The organism is Sphaerimonospora thailandensis (assembly GCF_016863115.1).
Classification (GTDB): domain Bacteria; phylum Actinomycetota; class Actinomycetes; order Streptosporangiales; family Streptosporangiaceae; genus Sphaerimonospora; species Sphaerimonospora cavernae.
Map to the genome: position 1 here is coordinate 25,814 of NZ_BOOG01000034.1, position 17,118 is coordinate 42,931.

Here is a 17,118-nt window from a genome sequence, read left to right on the forward strand (position 1 = left end):
GACGAGATGCTTGAGGAGGCGCTGCGCGCGGAAGCGGCGGAGCGGCTGTGGGCGGCCGAGCGGGACCGGGCGCCGATCGAGCCGCTGACCGAGTCCTTCCCGGGCATCGACGTCGTCGACGCCTACGAGATCCAGCTCGTCAACATCCGCCGCCGCCTGGCCGGGGGGGCCGGGGTGTACGGGCACAAGGTGGGGCTGTCCTCACCGGTGATGCAGAAGATGATGGGCGTCGACGAGCCCGACTACGGCCACCTGCTCGACACGATGGTGCTGTCGGAGGACGAGCCCGTCCAGACCGGCCGGTACTGCTACCCCCGCATCGAGGTCGAGATCGGCTACGTGCTCGGGTCGAGCCTGCCCGGCGAGGGGTGCACCGAAGAGGACGTGCTGGCCGCCACGGAGTACATCGTGGCGAGCCTGGAGCTCATCGACAGCCGCATCAGGGACTGGAAGATCGGCCTGGCCGACACGATCGCCGACAACGCGTCCTCGGCCGGCGTGCTGCTGGGCGCGGCCCGGCGCACCCCGGCCGAGCTGCGGGCCGCCGGCGTGGACATCGCCGACATCGAGGCCGTGCTCTACAACGGCGATGCCGAGGTGACGCGGGGCAACACCAGTGCGGTCCTGGGCGATCCGACCACCGCCGTCGCCTGGCTGGCCAGGAAGGTCGCCTCCTTCGGGGTCAAGCTCGAGGCAGGCCACGTCATCCTCCCCGGGTCCTGCACCCGAGCCGTCGACGTGCGCCCCGGCGACACCTTCCGCGCCGAGTTCGCCGGGCTCGGCTCCGTGACCGCTCGATTCGAATGAGGGTGAGATCAGTGACATCTGGACGGACCAGGGCGAGTGCCGCGATCGTCGGCTCAGGGAACATCGGGACCGACCTGATGTACAAGCTGCTGCGGTCGGAGGTGATCGAGCCGCGCTGGATGATCGGCGTGGATCCCGAAAGCCCCGGCCTGAAGCGGGCCAGGGACAACGGCCTGATCGCCTCGGCCGACGGTGTGGACTGGCTGCTCGCCCAGGACGAGCGTCCCGACATCGTCTTCGAGGCGACCTCGGCGTACGTCCACCGGGAGAACGCGCCCAGGTACAAGGAGCTCGGCATCCAGGCCGTGGACCTGACCCCGGCCGCGATCGGCCCGGCGGTGGTGCCGGCGGTGAACCTCGGCGCGCACCTGGACGCGCCCAACGTCAGCCTGATCACCTGCGGCGGCCAGGCCACGATCCCGATGGTGTACGCGGTCTCCCGGGTGACCGAGGTGGCGTACGCGGAGATCGTCGCCAGCGTCGCGTCCCCGTCGGCCGGTCCCGGCACCCGCGCCAACATCGACGAGTTCACCAAGACGACAGCCCGCGGCATCGAGACGATCGGCGGCGCCCGGCGGGGCAAGGCCATCATCATCCTCAACCCGGCCGAGCCGCCGATGCTCATGCAGGACACGATCTTCTGTTCGATCCCCGTCGACGCCGACCGGGAGGCCATCGCGACCTCGATCAAGGAGGTCGCCGCCGAGGTCGCCTCCTACGTGCCCGGCTACCGGCTGCGCACCGAGCCGCAGTTCGACGACCCGACGGCCGTCAGCGGCGGGCTCGCCCGCGTCGCGGTGTTCGTCGAGGTCGAGGGCGCCGGCGACTTCCTGCCGCCCTACTCGGGCAACCTCGACATCATGACGGCCGCCGCCACCAAGGTCGGCGAGGGCTTCGCGCAGCGCATCCACTCGTAAGGAGATCGACCCATGCCCTACAGCGCCGACCTCGACATCCGCATCACGGACTCGTGCCTGCGGGACGGCTCGCACGCCAAGCAGCACCAGTTCACCGTCGAGCACGTCAGGTCCATCGTCGCCGCGCTCGATGACGCGGGCGTGCCGGTCATCGAGGTGACGCACGGCGACGGCCTCGGCGGTTCTTCGTTCAACTACGGCTTCAGTCACACTCCGGAGCAGGAGCTGATCAAGGCCGCGGTCGCCACGGCCAGGCGCGCCAAGATCGCCTTCCTGATGCTGCCCGGTGTCGGCGTCAAGGACGACATCCGCGAGGCCGCCGACAACGGTGCGAGCATCTGCCGGATCGCCACGCACTGCACCGAGGCCGACGTCTCCATCCAGCACTTCGGCCTGGCCCGGGAGCTCGGCCTGGAGACCGTCGGGTTCCTGATGATGTCGCACAGCCAGCCGCCGGAGGTGCTGGCCAGGCAGGCGCGGATCATGGCGGACGCCGGGTGCCAGTGCGTGTACGTCGTCGACTCGGCGGGCGCGTTGATCATGGAGCAGACCAGCGACCGGATCGCCGCCCTCGTGGCCGAGCTCGGCTCCGACGCCCAGGTCGGCTTCCACGGCCATGAGAACGTCGGGCTCGGGGTCGCCAACTCGATCCTCGCCGTGCGGGCCGGTGCCCAGCAGATCGACGGTTCGGTGCGGAGGTTCGGCGCGGGCGCGGGCAACACGCCGCTGGAGGCGTTCGCCGCCGTCACCGAGAAGCTCGGCATCCGCACCGGCATCGACACCCTCAAGATCATTGACGCCGCCGAGGACGTGGTACGCCCGATCATGGACGGCGAGTGCCTGCTCGACCGGATGACGCTGACCATGGGCTACGCGGGCGTCTACTCCAGCTTCCTCAAGCACGCCGATCGTCAGGCGAAGAAGTACGGCGTGTCCGGCGCCGAGATCCTCATCGAGGCCGGGCGCCGCAAGCTGATCGGCGGGCAGGAAGACCAGCTCATCGAGATCGCGGTCGCCCTCGCGGCGAAGAAGTGAGACAAGCTATGACAAATCCGGTTCTGGAAGCGGTCACCCAACGGGCCGAGGAGATCGCCGCCCTCGGCCCCTCCAACGAGGCGCTGGGCCGGCTGGACGACCAGGCGGCCAAGGTGCTGCGCGAGACGGGCGTCATCCGGATGCTGCAGCCGAAGACCCACGGCGGCCTCGAGGTGCACCCCCGGGAGTTCGCCGAGACCGTGATGAAGATCGCGAGCCTGGACGGTTCGACCGGCTGGGTGGCCGGCGTCGTCGGCGTGCACCCGTGGGAGATGGCGTTCGCCGACCCCAGGGTGCAGCAGGAGGTCTGGGGGGAGAACCAGGACACCTGGATGGCCTCGCCGTACGCGCCGATGGGCGTCGCCCGGCCGGTCGAGGGCGGCTACATCTTCAACGGCCGCTGGCAGTTCTCCTCCGGGACCGACCACTGCGACTGGATCTTCCTCGGCGGCATCCTCGGCGACGCCGAAGGCAATCGGACCCAGCCGCCGCAGCAGCTGCACCTGATCCTGCCGCGCTCCGACTACGAGATCGTCGAGGACTCCTGGAACGTCGTCGGCCTGCGCGGGACCGGCAGCAAGGACATCATCGTCAAGGACGCGTTCGTCCCCGACTACCGGGTCATCCCGGTCGCGAAGGTGTTCGACGGCAGCGCCGTCAGGGAGGCGGGGCTGACCAACCCGACCTACCTCCTGCCGTTCTCCGTCGCCTTCCCGCTCGGCATCACCGCGTCGGTGATCGGCATCGCCGAGGGCGCGCTCGCCCACCACATGACCTACCAGAAGGGCCGCGTCCAGATCACCGGCACCAAGATCAAGGATGATCCGTACGTGCTCTACGCGATCAGCGAGGCGGCGGCGGAGATCGCGGCGGCCCGCGCGGCGCTGCTCGACAACGTCTCGCGCATGTACGACGCCGTCGTCGCGGGCCGTGAGATCACCTTCGACGACCGCGCGGTGGGCCGGCGCACCCAGGTCCAGGCGGCCTGGCGGGCGGTGCGCGCGGTCGACGAGATCGTGGCGAGGTCGGGTGGCAACGCCATGCGCGTGGACAACCCCATCCAGCGCTTCTGGCGGGACGCCCACGTGGGCCTGACCCACGCCATCCACGTGCCGGGCGCGGTCTTCCACGTCTCGGCGCTGACCCAGCTCGGCATCGAGCCGCCCCAGGGCCCGATGCGTTCGATGATCTGAGAACCCGGACGATCTGAGAACCCGGGCGATCTGAGAACCCGGACGATCTGAGAACCACAACGGCGGCCAGAACCGGAAAGGCCCCGCCGGCGCGCGTCTCTCCCTCCAACGCGCCGGCGGGGCCTTTCGACTGCCCGGCCTTTCAGGCCCGGGTTTTCAGGCCCGGGCTTTTCGAGGTCGGCTCAGAGCACCGCGCCCGATCCCTCGCGGACGCGGGGCGCGCGCCGCTTGGTGCTCGGCGACGGCGGCGGCTGCTTGCTGAACCTCTCCAGCACGATCGCCGCCGGCCCGGCCAGGAACGACGACGACAGCGTGCCCACGACGATGCCGATGAGCAGGGCGATCGCGAAGTCCCGCAGCGAGTCGCCGCCGAACACGGCCAGCGCCGCCAAGATGAACAGCGCGCCGAGGCCGGTGTTCACCGTGCGCGGCACGGTCTGCAGGATCGCCGAGTTCACGACGCGGTCGAACGGCTCCTTGCGCTGCAGCGGCCACAGCTCACGGACCCGGTCGAAGAGCACGACCTTGTCGTTCACCGAGTAACCGATGATCGTGAGCATGGACGCGAGGAAGACGCCGTCGATGGGTTTGCCCAGCCAGGCGAACGTGCCGACGACGACCGCGGTGTCCACGAACAACGCGATCACGGCGGCCGTGCCGAACGTCCACCTGAACCGGATCGCCAGGTAGAGGAGCTGCGCGGCCAGCGCGACGGCGAGCGCGATGAGGGCGTTGCGGCGCAGCTCCTCGCCGAGGCTGGGGCCGATGAGCTCGTCGCGCCGCTTGGTGACGTCGCCGACCTCCTTGTCGAGCGCTTTCTCGATGCGGATCACCTCGTCAGAGGTGATCTGCCCGGTACGCACGGAGATGGCGTCGTCCGACCGCTGCACGACCGCCGAGGGGAACCCGGCGTCCGTGACCGCCTGCCTGGCCACCCCGGCGTCGACGGGCTTGGTGGTGGCGAACTCCATGATCCGGCCGCCGGTGAACTCCACACCGAAGTTCAGCCCCCGGCCGAACAGCCCCACGGCCACCACCACGAGCAGCCCGGCCGCGACGGCGAGCCACAGCCGCCTGCCGCCCATGAGGTCCGGGTTGCGCTTGGTCAGCCAGGACCTGACCCGGCCGATCGAGCCGAGTCCCGACACCTTCGGGCCGATCCTGCCGATCAGCATCTGGGTGAGCACCCGGGTGATCAGCATCGCCGAGACCAGCGAGGCGAGCACACCGATGGCCAGCGTCACGCCGAAGCCCTTCACCGGCCCGGAAGCCAGCCAGAACAGCAGGCCGGCGGCGAGCAGGGTGGTGATGTTGGAGTCGGCGATCGCGCTCCAGGCGTTCTTGAATCCACGGTCCAAAGACGCCTTGAGGCCGCGTTGCGGCGCTTCGCCGTACTCCTCCCTGGCCCGTTCGAAGACCAGCACGTTGGCGTCCACCGCCATACCGATCGCGAGGACGAAACCAGCCAGGCCGGGCAGCGTGAGCGTGGCGCCCATGGCGACCAGACCGGCGTACGAGATCAGGCCGTAGCAGGCGAGCGCGATCGCGGCCATCACACCCACCAGGCGGTAGATGACGCCGATGAACAACGCGGTCAGGATCACGCCGACGATGGCGGCCTTGGCGCTCGCCTCGATGGCGTCGGCGCCGAGGGTCGGGCCGACCGTGCGCTGCTCGACCAGCTCCAGCGGCACCGGCAGCGAACCGCCCTTGATCAGCACCGCCAGGTTCTGCGCCTCCTCGGCGGTGAACGACCCGGTGATCTGCGTGGTGCCGCCGGAGATGCCGGCCTTGCAGCCGATCGACTCGTCCACCTGCGGCGAGGAGATGACCTCGTTGTCGAGCACGATGGCGACCCGGCGCTTGGGATCGCCGACCGGCTCGCAGGCCGCGTTGCCGGTCAGCTCCCGCCAGGGGCCCGCCTCCTTGAAGTCGATGGTGACGAACCATCCGGGACCCATCTGGGGGTCGCTGCGCGCCGCGGCGTCCTTGACGCCGGCGCCGCTGATGGCCACCGGGCCGAGCTTCAGCTTCTGGCCGCTCTCGTCCGCGACGGCGTCTTTGTCGTCGGCCTCGGCGACGCCGAGCACCGCGTGGAAGTTGAGCTGCGCGGTCTTGCCGATGACCTTGGCGGCCTCGCGCGGGTCGAGCACGCCGGGCAGCTCGACGATGATCCGCTTCTCGCCGGAGCGGACCAGGGTGGGATCGACGACTCCGAGGGCGTCCGCGCGGCGCCGGAGCACGTCGAGAGCACGGTCGGTGGACTCCGCGTCCGCCTTGACCGTGGGAGTGTCTTTCGTCTCGAAGACGAGTTGGGTGCCGCCGCGCAGGTCCAGACCCAGGCGCGGGGCCATGGTCAGGGCCAGCAGCAGCGAGGACGCGATGACGGCGAGCGCCGCCAGCGCGCGCCACAAGGGCGCACGTGACATTCGAGCCTCCACAGGCTTGTCGTTATGGGAAACGTGTCACTGCTCTGTGGAGGGCGGCGCTCTGGCCGGGACGGTCGACGTGTTCGCGGGCACGGGCACGTCGCGGCCCGCCGAAGGGTTCTCGCCCGCGATGAGGAGAGAGCGGTGCGGCATGGCCACCGGAAGCACGGCCAGGCCGCCCGGCGTGGCGTGCGCGCCGGAGCGCAAATGGAGCCGGGGCACCCGGTGCTGCTGCTGGGCCACCCCGGGCCGGGGCAGGCGCCACTGCTCGGCTGTGGCGTGGTCATCGGCCCATTGCAACGCGGTGTAGGCGGTGCCGGCCCGATGGGCCGCCGCCTGTGCGTCCGCCGGGGCAGCACCCGCCGCCAGGAAGAACGCGGGCAGCAGAAGGAGCAACGCGGCGGTCAGTCTGCTCCGCATCGTCCCTCCTCTCCCGTTTAACACGTCACCGTATCCGCTAACCCTGTTGGGTGAACGCCACCAGGATCGGGAATGGGATAACGATGGTGCTCTTTTTCGCAGGCTGGGTTATGGTCGGCATCATGGCGACCTCGCGGCGGAGCAGACCCGGGTTCACCGCCTTTTCGGTGGCGGTGGGCCTGCTCGTGCTCGCCCTGATGCTCATCGCATCGTCGCCGGCCTGGTACGGCAGCGACCCTGCCCAGCGCACGATGGGAGCGGCCGCCGGGGTCTGGACGCCCGGGGCGTGGATGGCCCCGTCGTCGACGGCGCCGACCACCGCGGTCGCCTCCGAGCAACCACCGGCCTTCTGGCGGCTCCGTCACCCGGCGACCTCCGGGGCGGCGAACCAGCCGTCATTCCGCATGCCCGCCTGGCCCGATCCGGGCGCGATACGCAGCCCACAGCAGACGGCACATCGCACCGCGGGTTCGCGAAGTCCTCCAGCCATCTGATCGCTCGTTCTCACACCCGACACGAGGCGCATCGCGCCGGTCGGGCGTTTACGCGTACCGACCGGATTTCCGCGCGCCCGACCAGTTCCTCCAGGGAGCCGACCGGAGCAGCGCGCGCCGCGTTCGTTGATTTGGAGTGATGCCATCATGGCAGAGATCGGATCGGCTCGCCGCCTGATGGAGGATTATCAGCGGCACATCGTACAGCTCGCGGAGCTTCGCGTGCTGCTGGAGGAGCGGCTCGGCGCGGCCGACGCCGGACTCGACGACATCGCCGAGATAGAGGCGGCCATCGAGCGGATGGACCTCGGGTTGTACGGCACCTGCCGACGGTGCGAGGCGTTCATCCCGGTCGCCCAGCTCCGGCTCGCCCCGCACAAGCAGGAGTGCGCGGCCTGCCGGGAGCGCATGCGGATGAGCGCATGACAGCCGTCGCCCGGCCCGCCGGCCGGGCGATCTGACGACAACCGCAGGCCGCGGATCAACTGACCACTGATATCCCGCTCCGGCCCGGCTCATGTGCCCGCCGGTGCGATCAGGCCTGCCCATGCGGGCCATCACCTGACTCGACGATCACGCATCGGGACCTTCCCGTGCCTCCCCACCGAAAGGATTTCGATCATGACCACAAGTGACGAGTTCACCGGGATCAGCGACGTGCAGATGCGGCTCATCCGTGAGGAGCTGGAAGAGCAGCTCTCCCGGCGCAACACCCAGTTGCGCGACCTCAGGTCAGTAGTGGACGGCGGTGGGGGCGAGGCCCTGGCGCGGCTGGACGCGCTCGCCGACATCGCGTCCACGGAGCGGGCGATCGCGGAGGTCAGCAAGAGCCTGGCGCGGATGGACGACGGATCGTTCGGCACGTGCGCCGACTGCGCCAAGGAGATCCCGTTCAACCGGCTGAAGATCCGGCCGCTCACCCGTTACTGCATCAACTGCCAGCGGCGTCACGAGACTCGCTGAGGAGCCTGTGAGAAACGGCGGTCCCGCCGTCCACCGGGGCCGCCGTTCTCGACCGCTCACCCACAACCGCGACCTCGCCGCTCCACTCGGGTGAGCGCCGACACGGTCGCACGCCCGATGCCCCGGCTCGCCCCGATCACCATTGCGAGCGGTTTATCCCGCTTTATGGCCGCTTTCGCGGGCCCATCGTCCAGGGCTCCCATGTAGGGAAAAGCGCGAATTCTCACTGAGCGGGAAGCGCGGTACGACCCTCTCGCCTGTCTGCCACTTTTGAAGCAAAACCGCGACCTCAACGGGCAGATTGGTGGACAAGTGACGCAGATCCGGGGACTTGGATATCTCAAGGTCCAGACGCGTGACATCGGACGATGGCGTGATCTCGTGATCGACGGGCTCGGCTTCGCCGAGGGGTCCGGGCCGGACCCGGCGGGCCTGTACCTGCGCATGGACGAGCGCCGAGCGCGGCTGGCATTGCTGCCCGGGGACTGCGACCGGGTGCTCGCCGTCGGCTGGGAGGTTCGCGACCAGTTCGCGCTGGCCGCGGTCGGCCGCGCCGTGGAGGCGTCCGGCACGCCGGTGAAGGTGCTCTCCGACGAGGAGGCCGCCGAGCGGGACGCCGAGCAGGTGATCACGTTCACCGATCCGGCGGGCATCCCCGTGGAGGTCTACTTCGGTCCCGTGCTCGACCACAGCCCGGTCATCACCGGGAGGGGCCAGCGGTTCGTGACCGGTGCGCAGGGGATGGGCCACGTCGTGATCCCCACCACCGCGATGGAGGAGACCGTCTCCTTCTACACCGAGGTGCTCGGTTTCCTGCCGCGCGGCGCCATCAAGATGGGCGGCGGCAGGCCGCCGTACCGGCGGGTGCGCTTCTTGGGAGTCAACCAGCGCCACCACAGCCTCGCCATCTGCCCGGCCGGCTACGCCGGGGACCCGGGCCTGGTGCACCTGATGGTCGAGGTCGACACCCTCGACGCGGTCGGCATGGCGCTCGACCGGGTGCGGGAGCTCGGCTTCTCCATCTCCTCCACCCTGGGCCGGCACACCAACGACAAGATGGTCTCCTTCTACGTCCGCGCCCCCGGTGGCTGGGACATCGAGTACGGCACCGAGGGCATGCTCGTCGACGAGACGCACTACACGGCCGAGGAGATCACCGCGGACAGCTACTGGGGCCACGACTGGTCCGGGTCCGAGCCGCTGGCCACGTTCGTTCCGAAGGCATGAGGGGCGGGATCATGCGGTCGGTGGAACCGGTGGCGGCGAGCACGGTCGCCGCTTTCGATCACGAATGCGATGTCCTGGTCGTCGGGTTCGGCTGCGCCGGAGCGGCGGCGGCCTTCGAGGCGGCGTCCGCGGGCGCACGGGTGCTGGTGCTGGAGCGCGCGGGCGGGCCGGGCGGCTCGTCGGCGATGTCGGGAGGCGAGCTCTACCTCGGCGGCGGCACCGCGGTGCAGAAGGCCTGCGGCTTCGACGACACGCCCGACGACATGTTCACCTATCTGAAGGCGGCACTGGGCCCGCACGCCGACGAGGAGAAACTGCGCCTCTACTGCGACGGCAGCGTCGAGCATTTCGAGTGGTTCCGCGACCGCGGTCTCACGTTCAACGAGAGCATGTACGACGCGCCGAGCTGGATGCCGCCCACGCAGGACGGCCTGATGTGGCTGGGTGAGAACGCCTGGCCGTACGACACGGTCGCCCGGCCGGCCCCGCGCGGTCACCGGCCCGCCACCGAAAGCTTCGGCGGCTGGATGATCATGGACAAGCTGGTCGCGGCCGCCAAGGCCGCCGGCGCGGCCTGCCACACCGACACCCGCGCCGCCAATCTGGTGGTCGACGACGCCGGCCGGGTGGTGGGGGTCGTGGCCCGGCAGTACGGCGAGACGGTGACCTACCGGGCACACCGCGGGGTGATCCTCACCACCGGCGGGTTCGTGGACAACGAGGAGATGCTCGCCCAGCACGCTCCGGCGCTGCTCGGCCACGGCAAGGTCAGCGACGGACTCGACGACGGCGACGGCATCCAGATGGCGGCCGCGATCGGGGCCGCGACCCGGCGGATGGCGGTCGTGCAGATCGCGATGTCGGCCCTGCCCGCGATGCTGGTGCGCGGCATGCTCGTCAACGCCCTCGGGCAGCGGTTCATCAACGAGGACGTCTATCCCGGCCTGTTCAGCGTCGCCGCGCTGCAGCACCAGCCGGGGCCGTACTGGGCGATCGTCGACGAGGAGGGGTACGAGGACATCCCCGCGCGGGACCTGTGGGGGGTGCGTCCCACGTTCGTCGCCGAGACGCTCGCGGAGCTGGAGCAGGAGCTCGGCATGCCGGCCGGCGCCCTCGAAACGACGGTCGTCACCTACAACCGTCACGCGGAGCGGGGCGAGGACCCCTACTTCCACAAGGCCGCGAAGTGGCTCAGGCCGCTCAGGGCGCCGTTCGCGGCGGTCGACCCGCGCCTGGGGTTCAACCCCGGCGACCGGGAGAGCGCCGGTGCCGGGAGCGGCGCCTCCGGCTTCACCCTCGGTGGTCTGCACACCACCGTCGACGGGGTCGTGCTGAACAACTCGGGGCAGCCGATCCCGGGTCTGTACGCCGCGGGCCGGGCCGCCTCCGGCATCCACGGCGAGGGCTACATCAGCGGGACCTCGCTCGGCGACGGCACGTTCTTCGGCCGCCGAGCCGGCCTGGCAGCGGCCGCCGACGCGTGAACCGTCCGTCGTGCGTGCCCTGCTCCACCATCCGGCCGCCCCTCATCACGATGATGGGGGACGGCCGGTCACAGGCCGTGACATGGCTGAGGAGGTTTTCGCCGAGGAGTTGCCCTGGCTCAAGTGGCTACCCGCCGAGGCCAGGTCCGAATGTGTGACGGAACTGCTCGACCACCTGCTCGCCGGGGCTGAGACCGGGCTGCTGGTTCCGTTCGCCCGTGTCCTGCGCGAATGGATGTCGACCGCCGAGATCTACCGGAATGCGGGCCAGTGCTCCGGCGTTCACGCCGGGGGTGAAGGCCCGCGCGGGAGTGCCCTCTGGGGCGCGAGCGTGCCTGAACGGTAAACAGCTTGAGGCAGCCCAACCACGTACGGTAGGTTTTCCGTGCTCGGCGATAATAACCAAACCACCGAGCGTGCTCGGAACGCCGCAGGAACTGCGGTGTCAGCGCGTGGAGCCTTCGCCGTTAGGGGGGCTGTGAAGCGCGAACCCCCGCACCTCGGTGACGGGAAGAATCTTCAGCATTCATGCTGGAGAGGAGTTCAATCAGATCCTGAGCTCGCTCGCCGGCTGAGAGGGCCGTTCGACACCACCCATGCCGTGGACGCGCCCAGGCCGGGCGTCGATGAGTGACAGGCTGGGCCGCGCTGTTGTCGCAGGTGCCCGAGAACCGGAGGCGGTCGGATCTGGTATGCGATCGATGATGATCAGCGCATTGTCTGGATCACGCAGGCGGGGACCGGCCACCCTGGGCAGACCGACAAACGCAGGCGCTGATTGACGTCGTTCTTCCAGGCATGCGGTTGACGGGGTGGGGGAATCCGCGAGTGGCGGGGGTGCGGGAACTGGTCGCCGCGATCGGCCGCCACTCGCGGGCCTGAGGATTTACTTCGCCGCCGGAGGAAGCATGCGCTTCATGGCTTCGTGGGCGCCGCGGACCAGTTCGGCGCGGGGGAAGCCGCTGCGCTTCTCGGCGGTCCTCTGGTTGCCGCCGGCGACCCAGACCGGGCCGTCGGCCAGATGCGCCAGACCCTCGCGGGCGACGTCGTCCGGCTCTGCGACGTTGAGGCCCGGGAGGTCCATCCGCAGCCCGGCCCGCTCCATCGCCGGGGTGCGGGTGACGCCCAGGACCAGCTCCAGCACGTGCACACCGTGCTCGCCGAGCTCCAGCCACAGGCCCTCGGTGAAGACCCGGATGAACGCCTTGGCCGCCGAATAGACGGTGATCTGCGGCTGGCCCAGGTAACCGGACAGCGAGCCGACCAGCATGATCCCGCCACGCCGGCGCTCCTTCATCAGCGCGCCGAAGTGGTGGGTCAGGGCGAGCTGGGCCGTGATGTTGAGGTCGATCACGCCCCGCACCCGGTCCAGGTCGCCGGTGACGAACTCGTGGCCGTAGGTGTTCGCCCCCGCATTGAAGATCATCAGGCCGACTTCGAGATCGTCGGTCGTCGACCGGACGGCCTTCAGCGCACCGGGGTCGATCAGATCCAGCTCCAAGGTGCGCACCTCGACGCCCTTCGCCCGGACCCGCTCGGCGGTCTCCGCCAGCGGTCCGGGTTTGCGGGCGATGAGCACGAGGTTGATCCCGGCGTCGGCGAGCTGTTCGGCGAACGACGCGCCCACACCTTCGGAACCGCCGGCGATCACGGCCCAGGGGCCGTACACATCCTTGTCGATCATTGGCTCTCTTCGTGTTCGTATAGATCATCCGGCACGGTGACGACGCCGTCGAGGGCCGCCTGCGCGATCGTCTCGCTCAGTGCCGTGCAGCCCAGGAAGACGTCGCCGCAGGCGCCGCCGCCGGTGGCGCGCCGCTCCAGGCAGGCGTTCGTCGCATCCTCGTCCCACTGGATGCTGGTCTGCTGCCAGCTCGCCTTGCGCACCTGCACGGCGGCGCCGCACTGGCGGCACGCCAACGATTGCATCGGCGCGCCGTCCAGCAGGCGGTTGTCCGTACGGATCGTCATGCGGGCTGGCCTTCCGCGGCGCGGCGGGCGAGGTTCTGCTCGACCTCCTTCTTCCACGCCTCGATCGGCCGGGAGGTGTCGAGCTCGAACTCGAAGCGCTCCACCATCTCCGGCGTGACGTCGGCGACGTCGACGTAGAACTGCTCGTACCAGCGGCGGAGCTGGTAGACCGGGCCGTCCTCCTCGCACAGCAGGGGGTTGTCGATCCGGGTCTTGTTCCTCCAGATCTCGACGTCCTGGTTGAAGCCGCTGAGGATGTACTTGCTCATGGTCCGGGCCATCTCGTCGGCCGCCTCACCCGGGAACTTCTCGCTCCGCTCCACGATGATGCCGGAGTGCAGCACGAACGAGTTCGCGTCGATCGGGTAGTGGCAGTTGAGCAGGACCGCCTGGACGTCCATGCCCTCGTAGTGGTAGGTCAAGTCGTCGATCATGAAGGACGGGCCGTAGTACGACGCCACCGAGGTGTTGCCCAGCATCTTCAGCGCGCCGTCCTTGGCGTGCTGCGTCATGTCCGCGCGGGCGGTGCCGTTCATGTACTGCGTGGCCACGTGCCCCTCGAAGACGTTCTTGAAGAACGTCGGGAACGAGTTGTGGACGTAGAAGAAGTGCGCCATGTCGACGACGTTGTCGATGACCTCACGGCAGTTGGTGTGGACGACGGTCTCGTTCCAGACCCAGTCGGTCCAGCCGTCGCTGGTCGCGCCCTCGATGCGGGGGATCGTCACCTCGGCCGGCGGCGGGTTGCCCTCGGGGTCGTTCCAGAGGAACAGCATGCCGTCCTGGTCCAGCGTCGGCCAGGCGGCGGTGCGGGCACGCCGCGGGACCCGCCGGGAGTAGGGGATCTCCGTGCAGCGGCCGTCGCCGCCCCAGCGCCAGTCGTGGAACGGGCAGGCGATCTCGTTGCCCTTGATCGTGCCCTGGGAAAGGTCCCCGCCCATGTGCCTGCAGTAGGCGTCGAGCACGTTCAGCTTGCCGTCGCCGCTCTGGAAGACGACGAGCTTCTGGCCGAAGGCGCGGACGGTGTGCGGCTTGCCGTCCTTGAACTTCTCGGACAGGCCGAGGCAGTGCCACCCGCGGGCGAATCGCGTCGGGACCGCTTCCGCTTCGATCGTACGGACCTCGTCGTTGTCCACCTCGACAGTCACGTTGACCCATCCCTTCAGGAGGTCGGTTCTCTCAACGTGCAAAAGTAGGTCCGTGCGCTCACCCCCCGCGAAGGTAATCCCATTGGGCGGGATGGTCCGGACATGCGGATATCGGCGCGACGCACCATCATGGACGTCATCTGTCCGGACGAGCGCGACACGGAGAAACCCCACCATGAGCAACGAGGCGAGCAACGAGGTCCTGGATTCGGTCCGTGCGCTGCTGCCGAAGATCGCCGAGCGGGCCGGGTCGACCGACGAGAACCGGCGGGTTCCGGCGGAGACGATTCAGGAGCTCGTCGCGGCGGGGTTCTTCCGGATGCTGCAGCCCAAGAGGTACGGCGGAGCCGAGAACGAGCCGGTGGCGTTCTTCGCGGCGGTCCGCGACATCTCGGGCGCGTGCGGCTCCACCGGCTGGGTGGCCTCGGTGCTCGGCGTGCACCCCTGGCACGTCGGCCTGTTCGCCGAGGCGGCGCAGGACGAGGTCTGGCGGGAGAACCCCGACGCGCTGATCTCCTCGTCGTACTCTCCGGTCGGGCGGCTAACCCCGGTGGAGGGCGGATTCGAGCTGTCGGGCCGGTGGAGGTTCTCCTCCGGCTGCGAGCACGCGTCGTGGGCCCTGCTGGGCGCACTGATCGTCGGTGCGCAGGGCAAGCCGGTGGACTTCATCACCGTGCTGGTCCCCCGCCGCGACTACCGGATCGAGGACGTCTGGGACGTCATCGGGCTGCGCGGCACGGCCAGCAACGACATCGTCGTCGACCGGGCGTTCGTCCCCCAGCACCGCACGATGCGCAACTACGAGCAGGCGCAGTTGCGCGGCCCCGGCCAGAAGGTGAACACCGGGCCCCTCTACCGCATGCCGTTCGGCACGGTGTTCACGAGCGCGATCACCGCGCCCGTGATCGGCGCGGTGGCCGGGTGCTACCGGTCCTATATCAGCGCGATGCGCGACAGGGTCCGGCTCAGCCTCGGCGGCGGCCGGTTCGCCGAGGACCAGTTCGCCCAGGTGGCGGTGGCGCGGGCCGCTTCGGAGATCGACGCGGCGATGCTGCAGATGGACCGCAACGTGCGTGAGATCTATGAATGCGCGGTCAGGGGCGAGCAGATTCCGATGGAGCTGCGGCTGCGCGCCCGCAGGGACCAGGTCCGCGGCACCGAGCGGGCGCTGGAGGCGATCGACATCCTGTTCAAGACGGCCGGCGGCAACTCGCTCGGGCGCGGCAATCCGATCGAGCGGGCCTGGCGCGACGCCCACGCCGGCAGCGTCCATGTGGCCAACGACGTCGAACGGGCCCTGGCCATGTACGGCAAGGGCGCGTTCGGTCTCAAGGTCGAGGACAACCTGGTCTGACGATCACGGTGATCGGCAGGTGGTGACCGTGGCGGCCGGGAGGGCGGCCACGGTCGGCGCGAGGGCGGTACGTAGGAATTTATCGGGGAATGTCATGACTGACAGGTCTCGCCACCCGCCACATCGCGCGGCTCATCTGTCCCATTCATCGGTATGATCGACGCGGCTGATCATGGCAATGTGATGTGTATTGTCATCACGAAATCGGGCTGATCGAACAGCAGACCAGGGGGACGCCGTGCCGAGGATCGCGGAGGCCAGGCCGCCGGCCGAACCCAGTTCGCCGGAGCAGCGTGCCCGGCACGTGCGCATTCTTCGGGCCGCCTCGCACATGGCGGCGGAGCGGGGTCTCGAACGCGTCCAGATGCACGAGGTGGCCAAGGCCGCCGGTGTCGCGATCGGCACGCTGTATCGGTACTTCCCGTCGAAGACCCATCTGTTCACCGCGGTCATGGCCGAGCAGGTCGACCGGTTCAGCGAGAGCGCGCCGCGCCCGAGGCCCGGCACGAGCCCGGAGGACGCGGTCGGGGAGTTGCTGGTGAACGCCAGCAGGCAGTTGCTGCGCCGGCCCGCGCTGGCGACCGCGATGCTCCAGTCGGCGAACGCGGCCAACGCCGCGGCCGTCGCCGACGCCGGCCGGATCGACAACACCTTCCGTGACGTGGTCCTGCGCACCCTCGGGATCGAGACCCCGACCGCGATGGACGTCACCCTGGTCCGGCTGCTCATGCAGTGCTGGTACGGCGTGCTGCAGATGAGCCTCAACGGGCGGATGGCCATCTCCGACATGGAGAGCGACGTCAGGCTCGCCTCCCGGCTCCTGCTGGCCCCGCGCTCGAACGCCTGACAGCTCGAACATCTGACAGCTCGAACATCTGACAGCTCGAACATCTGAGAGCAGGGGCCGCGGCAGCCTCTGGAGATCTCCCCGCTTCGGTGCGACCCTGACAGGATGCGCTTACGCCCGATCGCGGTCGCGCTCGCCGCGTGCACCGCCCTGTCCGCCTGCGCGGTCCTGGCCGCCTGTACGGCCTCCTCGGCGGACCCCGCCGAGGGCGCGAAGAAGCCGGCGGTCGTCCAGCCCGGCGCGCCAGGACAGACGAGCAGGGTGCTGCCGGCCGACCAGGCGCCGGAGGCCGACGGCGGGGACTACACCGAGGCCGACGTGCGCTTCATGCAGGGAATGATCGAGCATCACGCCCAGGCGCTGCGGATGACGGCCCTGGTGCCCGGCCGCGGCACGAACGGGGATCTCCCGCTCCTCGCCAGACGGATCGAGATCTCCCAGAAGGACGAGATCGGGCTGATGCGGCGCTGGCTGCGGGCGCGTCTGAAGGAGGTGCCGAGCGTGGACAGCGCCGGCCACGGCCACCACGGCGGCGGGCTCATGCCGGGGATGCTCACCGAGGAGCAGTTCGCCGAGCTGGACAGGGCCACGGGCGCGGAGTTCGACCGGCTCTTCTGCACGTACATGATCCAGCACCACACCGGGGCGCTGCGGATGGTGGAGCGGCTGTTCGCCGACAAGGGGGGCGTGGAGCCGGAGGTCTACCAGCTCGCCTCGCATATCGACTCCGACCAGCGCATCGAGATCGACCGCATGCGGAAGATCCTTGCCGACCCGGCCTCCCGGTGACGCTCCCGATGACGCTCCCGATGACGCTCTCGATGACCGG

The 17,118-nt window shown here is 69.6% G+C and carries 18 protein-coding genes; 13 read left to right on the forward strand and 5 right to left on the reverse strand.

Features of this window, described 5'->3' with window-relative positions; translation table 11 throughout:
• Positions 1-6: 6 nt before the first annotated feature.
• The 4 genes from Mth01_RS18090 to Mth01_RS18105 are packed head-to-tail and all read left to right on the forward strand — an operon-like array spanning position 7 to position 3,952.
• Positions 7-807, forward strand: coding sequence for a 2-keto-4-pentenoate hydratase (locus Mth01_RS18090; protein ID WP_204017056.1), 801 nt, complete (start codon positions 7-9; stop codon positions 805-807).
• 11 nt (positions 808-818) lie between these two features.
• Entirely contained in the window at positions 819-1,724 is a 906-nt protein-coding gene (locus tag Mth01_RS18095) for an acetaldehyde dehydrogenase (acetylating) (RefSeq protein WP_275408975.1), read from the forward strand.
• Between the two features lie 12 nt (positions 1,725-1,736).
• The gene (gene dmpG / locus Mth01_RS18100) at positions 1,737-2,759 is read left to right on the forward strand and encodes a 4-hydroxy-2-oxovalerate aldolase (RefSeq protein ID WP_204017058.1); all 1,023 of its coding nucleotides are present in this window, start codon (positions 1,737-1,739) and stop codon (positions 2,757-2,759) included.
• Positions 2,760-2,767: 8 nt separating this feature from the next.
• Positions 2,768-3,952 (forward strand): acyl-CoA dehydrogenase family protein, encoded by a 1,185-nt coding sequence (locus tag Mth01_RS18105; RefSeq protein ID WP_204017059.1) that lies wholly within the window; start codon positions 2,768-2,770, stop codon positions 3,950-3,952.
• 182 nt (positions 3,953-4,134) lie between these two features.
• Here the strand turns inward: Mth01_RS18105 and secD are convergent, their stop codons facing one another.
• Both secD and Mth01_RS18115 read right to left on the reverse strand, forming a co-directional pair.
• Positions 4,135-6,381: a protein translocase subunit SecD gene (gene secD, locus Mth01_RS18110; RefSeq protein ID WP_204017060.1), complete on the reverse strand. Its 2,247-nt coding sequence runs from the start codon at positions 6,379-6,381 to the stop codon at positions 4,135-4,137.
• Positions 6,382-6,417: 36 nt separating this feature from the next.
• Entirely contained in the window at positions 6,418-6,801 is a 384-nt protein-coding gene (locus Mth01_RS18115) for a hypothetical protein (protein WP_204017061.1), read from the reverse strand.
• A 122-nt stretch (positions 6,802-6,923) separates the two neighbouring features.
• Here Mth01_RS18115 and Mth01_RS18120 point away from each other — a divergent pair, with 122 nt between their 5' ends.
• The 6 genes from Mth01_RS18120 (at position 6,924) to Mth01_RS18145 (ending at position 11,315) form a co-directional block, all read left to right on the forward strand.
• Positions 6,924-7,295 (forward strand): hypothetical protein, encoded by a 372-nt coding sequence (locus Mth01_RS18120; RefSeq protein ID WP_204017062.1) that lies wholly within the window; start codon positions 6,924-6,926, stop codon positions 7,293-7,295.
• Between the two features lie 147 nt (positions 7,296-7,442).
• On the forward strand, positions 7,443-7,721 hold the full coding sequence (locus tag Mth01_RS18125) for a hypothetical protein (protein WP_204017063.1): 279 nt from the start codon (positions 7,443-7,445) through the stop codon (positions 7,719-7,721).
• Between the two features lie 195 nt (positions 7,722-7,916).
• The gene (locus Mth01_RS18130) at positions 7,917-8,258 is read left to right on the forward strand and encodes a TraR/DksA family transcriptional regulator (RefSeq protein ID WP_204017064.1); all 342 of its coding nucleotides are present in this window, start codon (positions 7,917-7,919) and stop codon (positions 8,256-8,258) included.
• A gap of 312 nt (positions 8,259-8,570) precedes the next feature.
• Positions 8,571-9,485, forward strand: coding sequence for a VOC family protein (locus Mth01_RS18135; RefSeq protein ID WP_204017065.1), 915 nt, complete (start codon positions 8,571-8,573; stop codon positions 9,483-9,485).
• A gap of 11 nt (positions 9,486-9,496) precedes the next feature.
• Complete coding sequence (locus tag Mth01_RS18140) at positions 9,497-10,969, forward strand: FAD-dependent oxidoreductase (protein ID WP_204017066.1); 1,473 nt, start codon at positions 9,497-9,499, stop codon at positions 10,967-10,969.
• An 82-nt stretch (positions 10,970-11,051) separates the two neighbouring features.
• Positions 11,052-11,315: a hypothetical protein gene (locus tag Mth01_RS18145; protein WP_204017067.1), complete on the forward strand. Its 264-nt coding sequence runs from the start codon at positions 11,052-11,054 to the stop codon at positions 11,313-11,315.
• 540 nt (positions 11,316-11,855) lie between these two features.
• Here Mth01_RS18145 and Mth01_RS18150 read toward each other — a convergent pair.
• The 3 genes from Mth01_RS18150 to Mth01_RS18160 are packed head-to-tail and all read right to left on the reverse strand — an operon-like array spanning position 11,856 to position 14,088.
• Complete coding sequence (locus Mth01_RS18150) at positions 11,856-12,653, reverse strand: SDR family NAD(P)-dependent oxidoreductase (RefSeq protein ID WP_204017068.1); 798 nt, start codon at positions 12,651-12,653, stop codon at positions 11,856-11,858.
• Positions 12,650-12,940, reverse strand: a complete 291-nt coding sequence (locus Mth01_RS18155) for a ferredoxin (RefSeq protein ID WP_204017069.1) — start codon at positions 12,938-12,940, stop codon at positions 12,650-12,652. The genes Mth01_RS18150 and Mth01_RS18155 overlap by 4 nt, the downstream gene beginning before the upstream one ends.
• Positions 12,937-14,088: a Rieske 2Fe-2S domain-containing protein gene (locus Mth01_RS18160; protein ID WP_239089782.1), complete on the reverse strand. Its 1,152-nt coding sequence runs from the start codon at positions 14,086-14,088 to the stop codon at positions 12,937-12,939. Before Mth01_RS18160 ends, Mth01_RS18155 begins: the two co-directional genes overlap by 4 nt.
• Before the next feature lie 175 nt (positions 14,089-14,263).
• On the opposite strand from Mth01_RS18160, the gene hsaA reads away from it, so the two are divergent.
• From hsaA to Mth01_RS18175, 3 genes are all read left to right on the forward strand, one after another.
• Positions 14,264-15,442, forward strand: a complete 1,179-nt coding sequence (hsaA, locus tag Mth01_RS18165) for a 3-hydroxy-9,10-secoandrosta-1,3,5(10)-triene-9,17-dione monooxygenase oxygenase subunit (protein WP_204017071.1) — start codon at positions 14,264-14,266, stop codon at positions 15,440-15,442.
• A 238-nt stretch (positions 15,443-15,680) separates the two neighbouring features.
• The gene (locus tag Mth01_RS18170; RefSeq protein WP_204017072.1) at positions 15,681-16,289 is read left to right on the forward strand and encodes a TetR family transcriptional regulator; all 609 of its coding nucleotides are present in this window, start codon (positions 15,681-15,683) and stop codon (positions 16,287-16,289) included.
• A gap of 105 nt (positions 16,290-16,394) precedes the next feature.
• On the forward strand, positions 16,395-17,078 hold the full coding sequence (locus Mth01_RS18175) for a DUF305 domain-containing protein (protein WP_204017073.1): 684 nt from the start codon (positions 16,395-16,397) through the stop codon (positions 17,076-17,078).
• The last annotated feature ends 40 nt before the right edge of the window (positions 17,079-17,118 follow it).

Excerpts from the sequence above, each read along its gene's own strand:
- Mth01_RS18090 (WP_204017056.1), top strand. The coding sequence starts at position 7 with ATGCTTGAGGAGGCGCTGCGCGCGGAAGCGGCGGAGCGGCTGTGGGCG.
- dmpG (WP_204017058.1), top strand. The coding sequence starts at position 1,737 with ATGCCCTACAGCGCCGACCTCGACATCCGCATCACGGACTCGTGCCTG.
- Mth01_RS18105 (WP_204017059.1), top strand. The coding sequence starts at position 2,768 with ATGACAAATCCGGTTCTGGAAGCGGTCACCCAACGGGCCGAGGAGATC.
- secD (WP_204017060.1), bottom strand. The coding sequence starts at position 6,381 with ATGTCACGTGCGCCCTTGTGGCGCGCGCTGGCGGCGCTCGCCGTCATC.
- Mth01_RS18115 (WP_204017061.1), bottom strand. The coding sequence starts at position 6,801 with ATGCGGAGCAGACTGACCGCCGCGTTGCTCCTTCTGCTGCCCGCGTTC.
- Mth01_RS18120 (WP_204017062.1), top strand. The coding sequence starts at position 6,924 with ATGGCGACCTCGCGGCGGAGCAGACCCGGGTTCACCGCCTTTTCGGTG.
- Mth01_RS18125 (WP_204017063.1), top strand. The coding sequence starts at position 7,443 with ATGGCAGAGATCGGATCGGCTCGCCGCCTGATGGAGGATTATCAGCGG.
- Mth01_RS18130 (WP_204017064.1), top strand. The coding sequence starts at position 7,917 with ATGACCACAAGTGACGAGTTCACCGGGATCAGCGACGTGCAGATGCGG.
- Mth01_RS18140 (WP_204017066.1), top strand. The coding sequence starts at position 9,497 with ATGCGGTCGGTGGAACCGGTGGCGGCGAGCACGGTCGCCGCTTTCGAT.
- Mth01_RS18145 (WP_204017067.1), top strand. The coding sequence starts at position 11,052 with ATGGCTGAGGAGGTTTTCGCCGAGGAGTTGCCCTGGCTCAAGTGGCTA.
- Mth01_RS18150 (WP_204017068.1), bottom strand. The coding sequence starts at position 12,653 with ATGATCGACAAGGATGTGTACGGCCCCTGGGCCGTGATCGCCGGCGGT.
- Mth01_RS18155 (WP_204017069.1), bottom strand. The coding sequence starts at position 12,940 with ATGACGATCCGTACGGACAACCGCCTGCTGGACGGCGCGCCGATGCAA.
- hsaA (WP_204017071.1), top strand. The coding sequence starts at position 14,264 with ATGAGCAACGAGGCGAGCAACGAGGTCCTGGATTCGGTCCGTGCGCTG.
- Mth01_RS18175 (WP_204017073.1), top strand. The coding sequence starts at position 16,395 with ATGCGCTTACGCCCGATCGCGGTCGCGCTCGCCGCGTGCACCGCCCTG.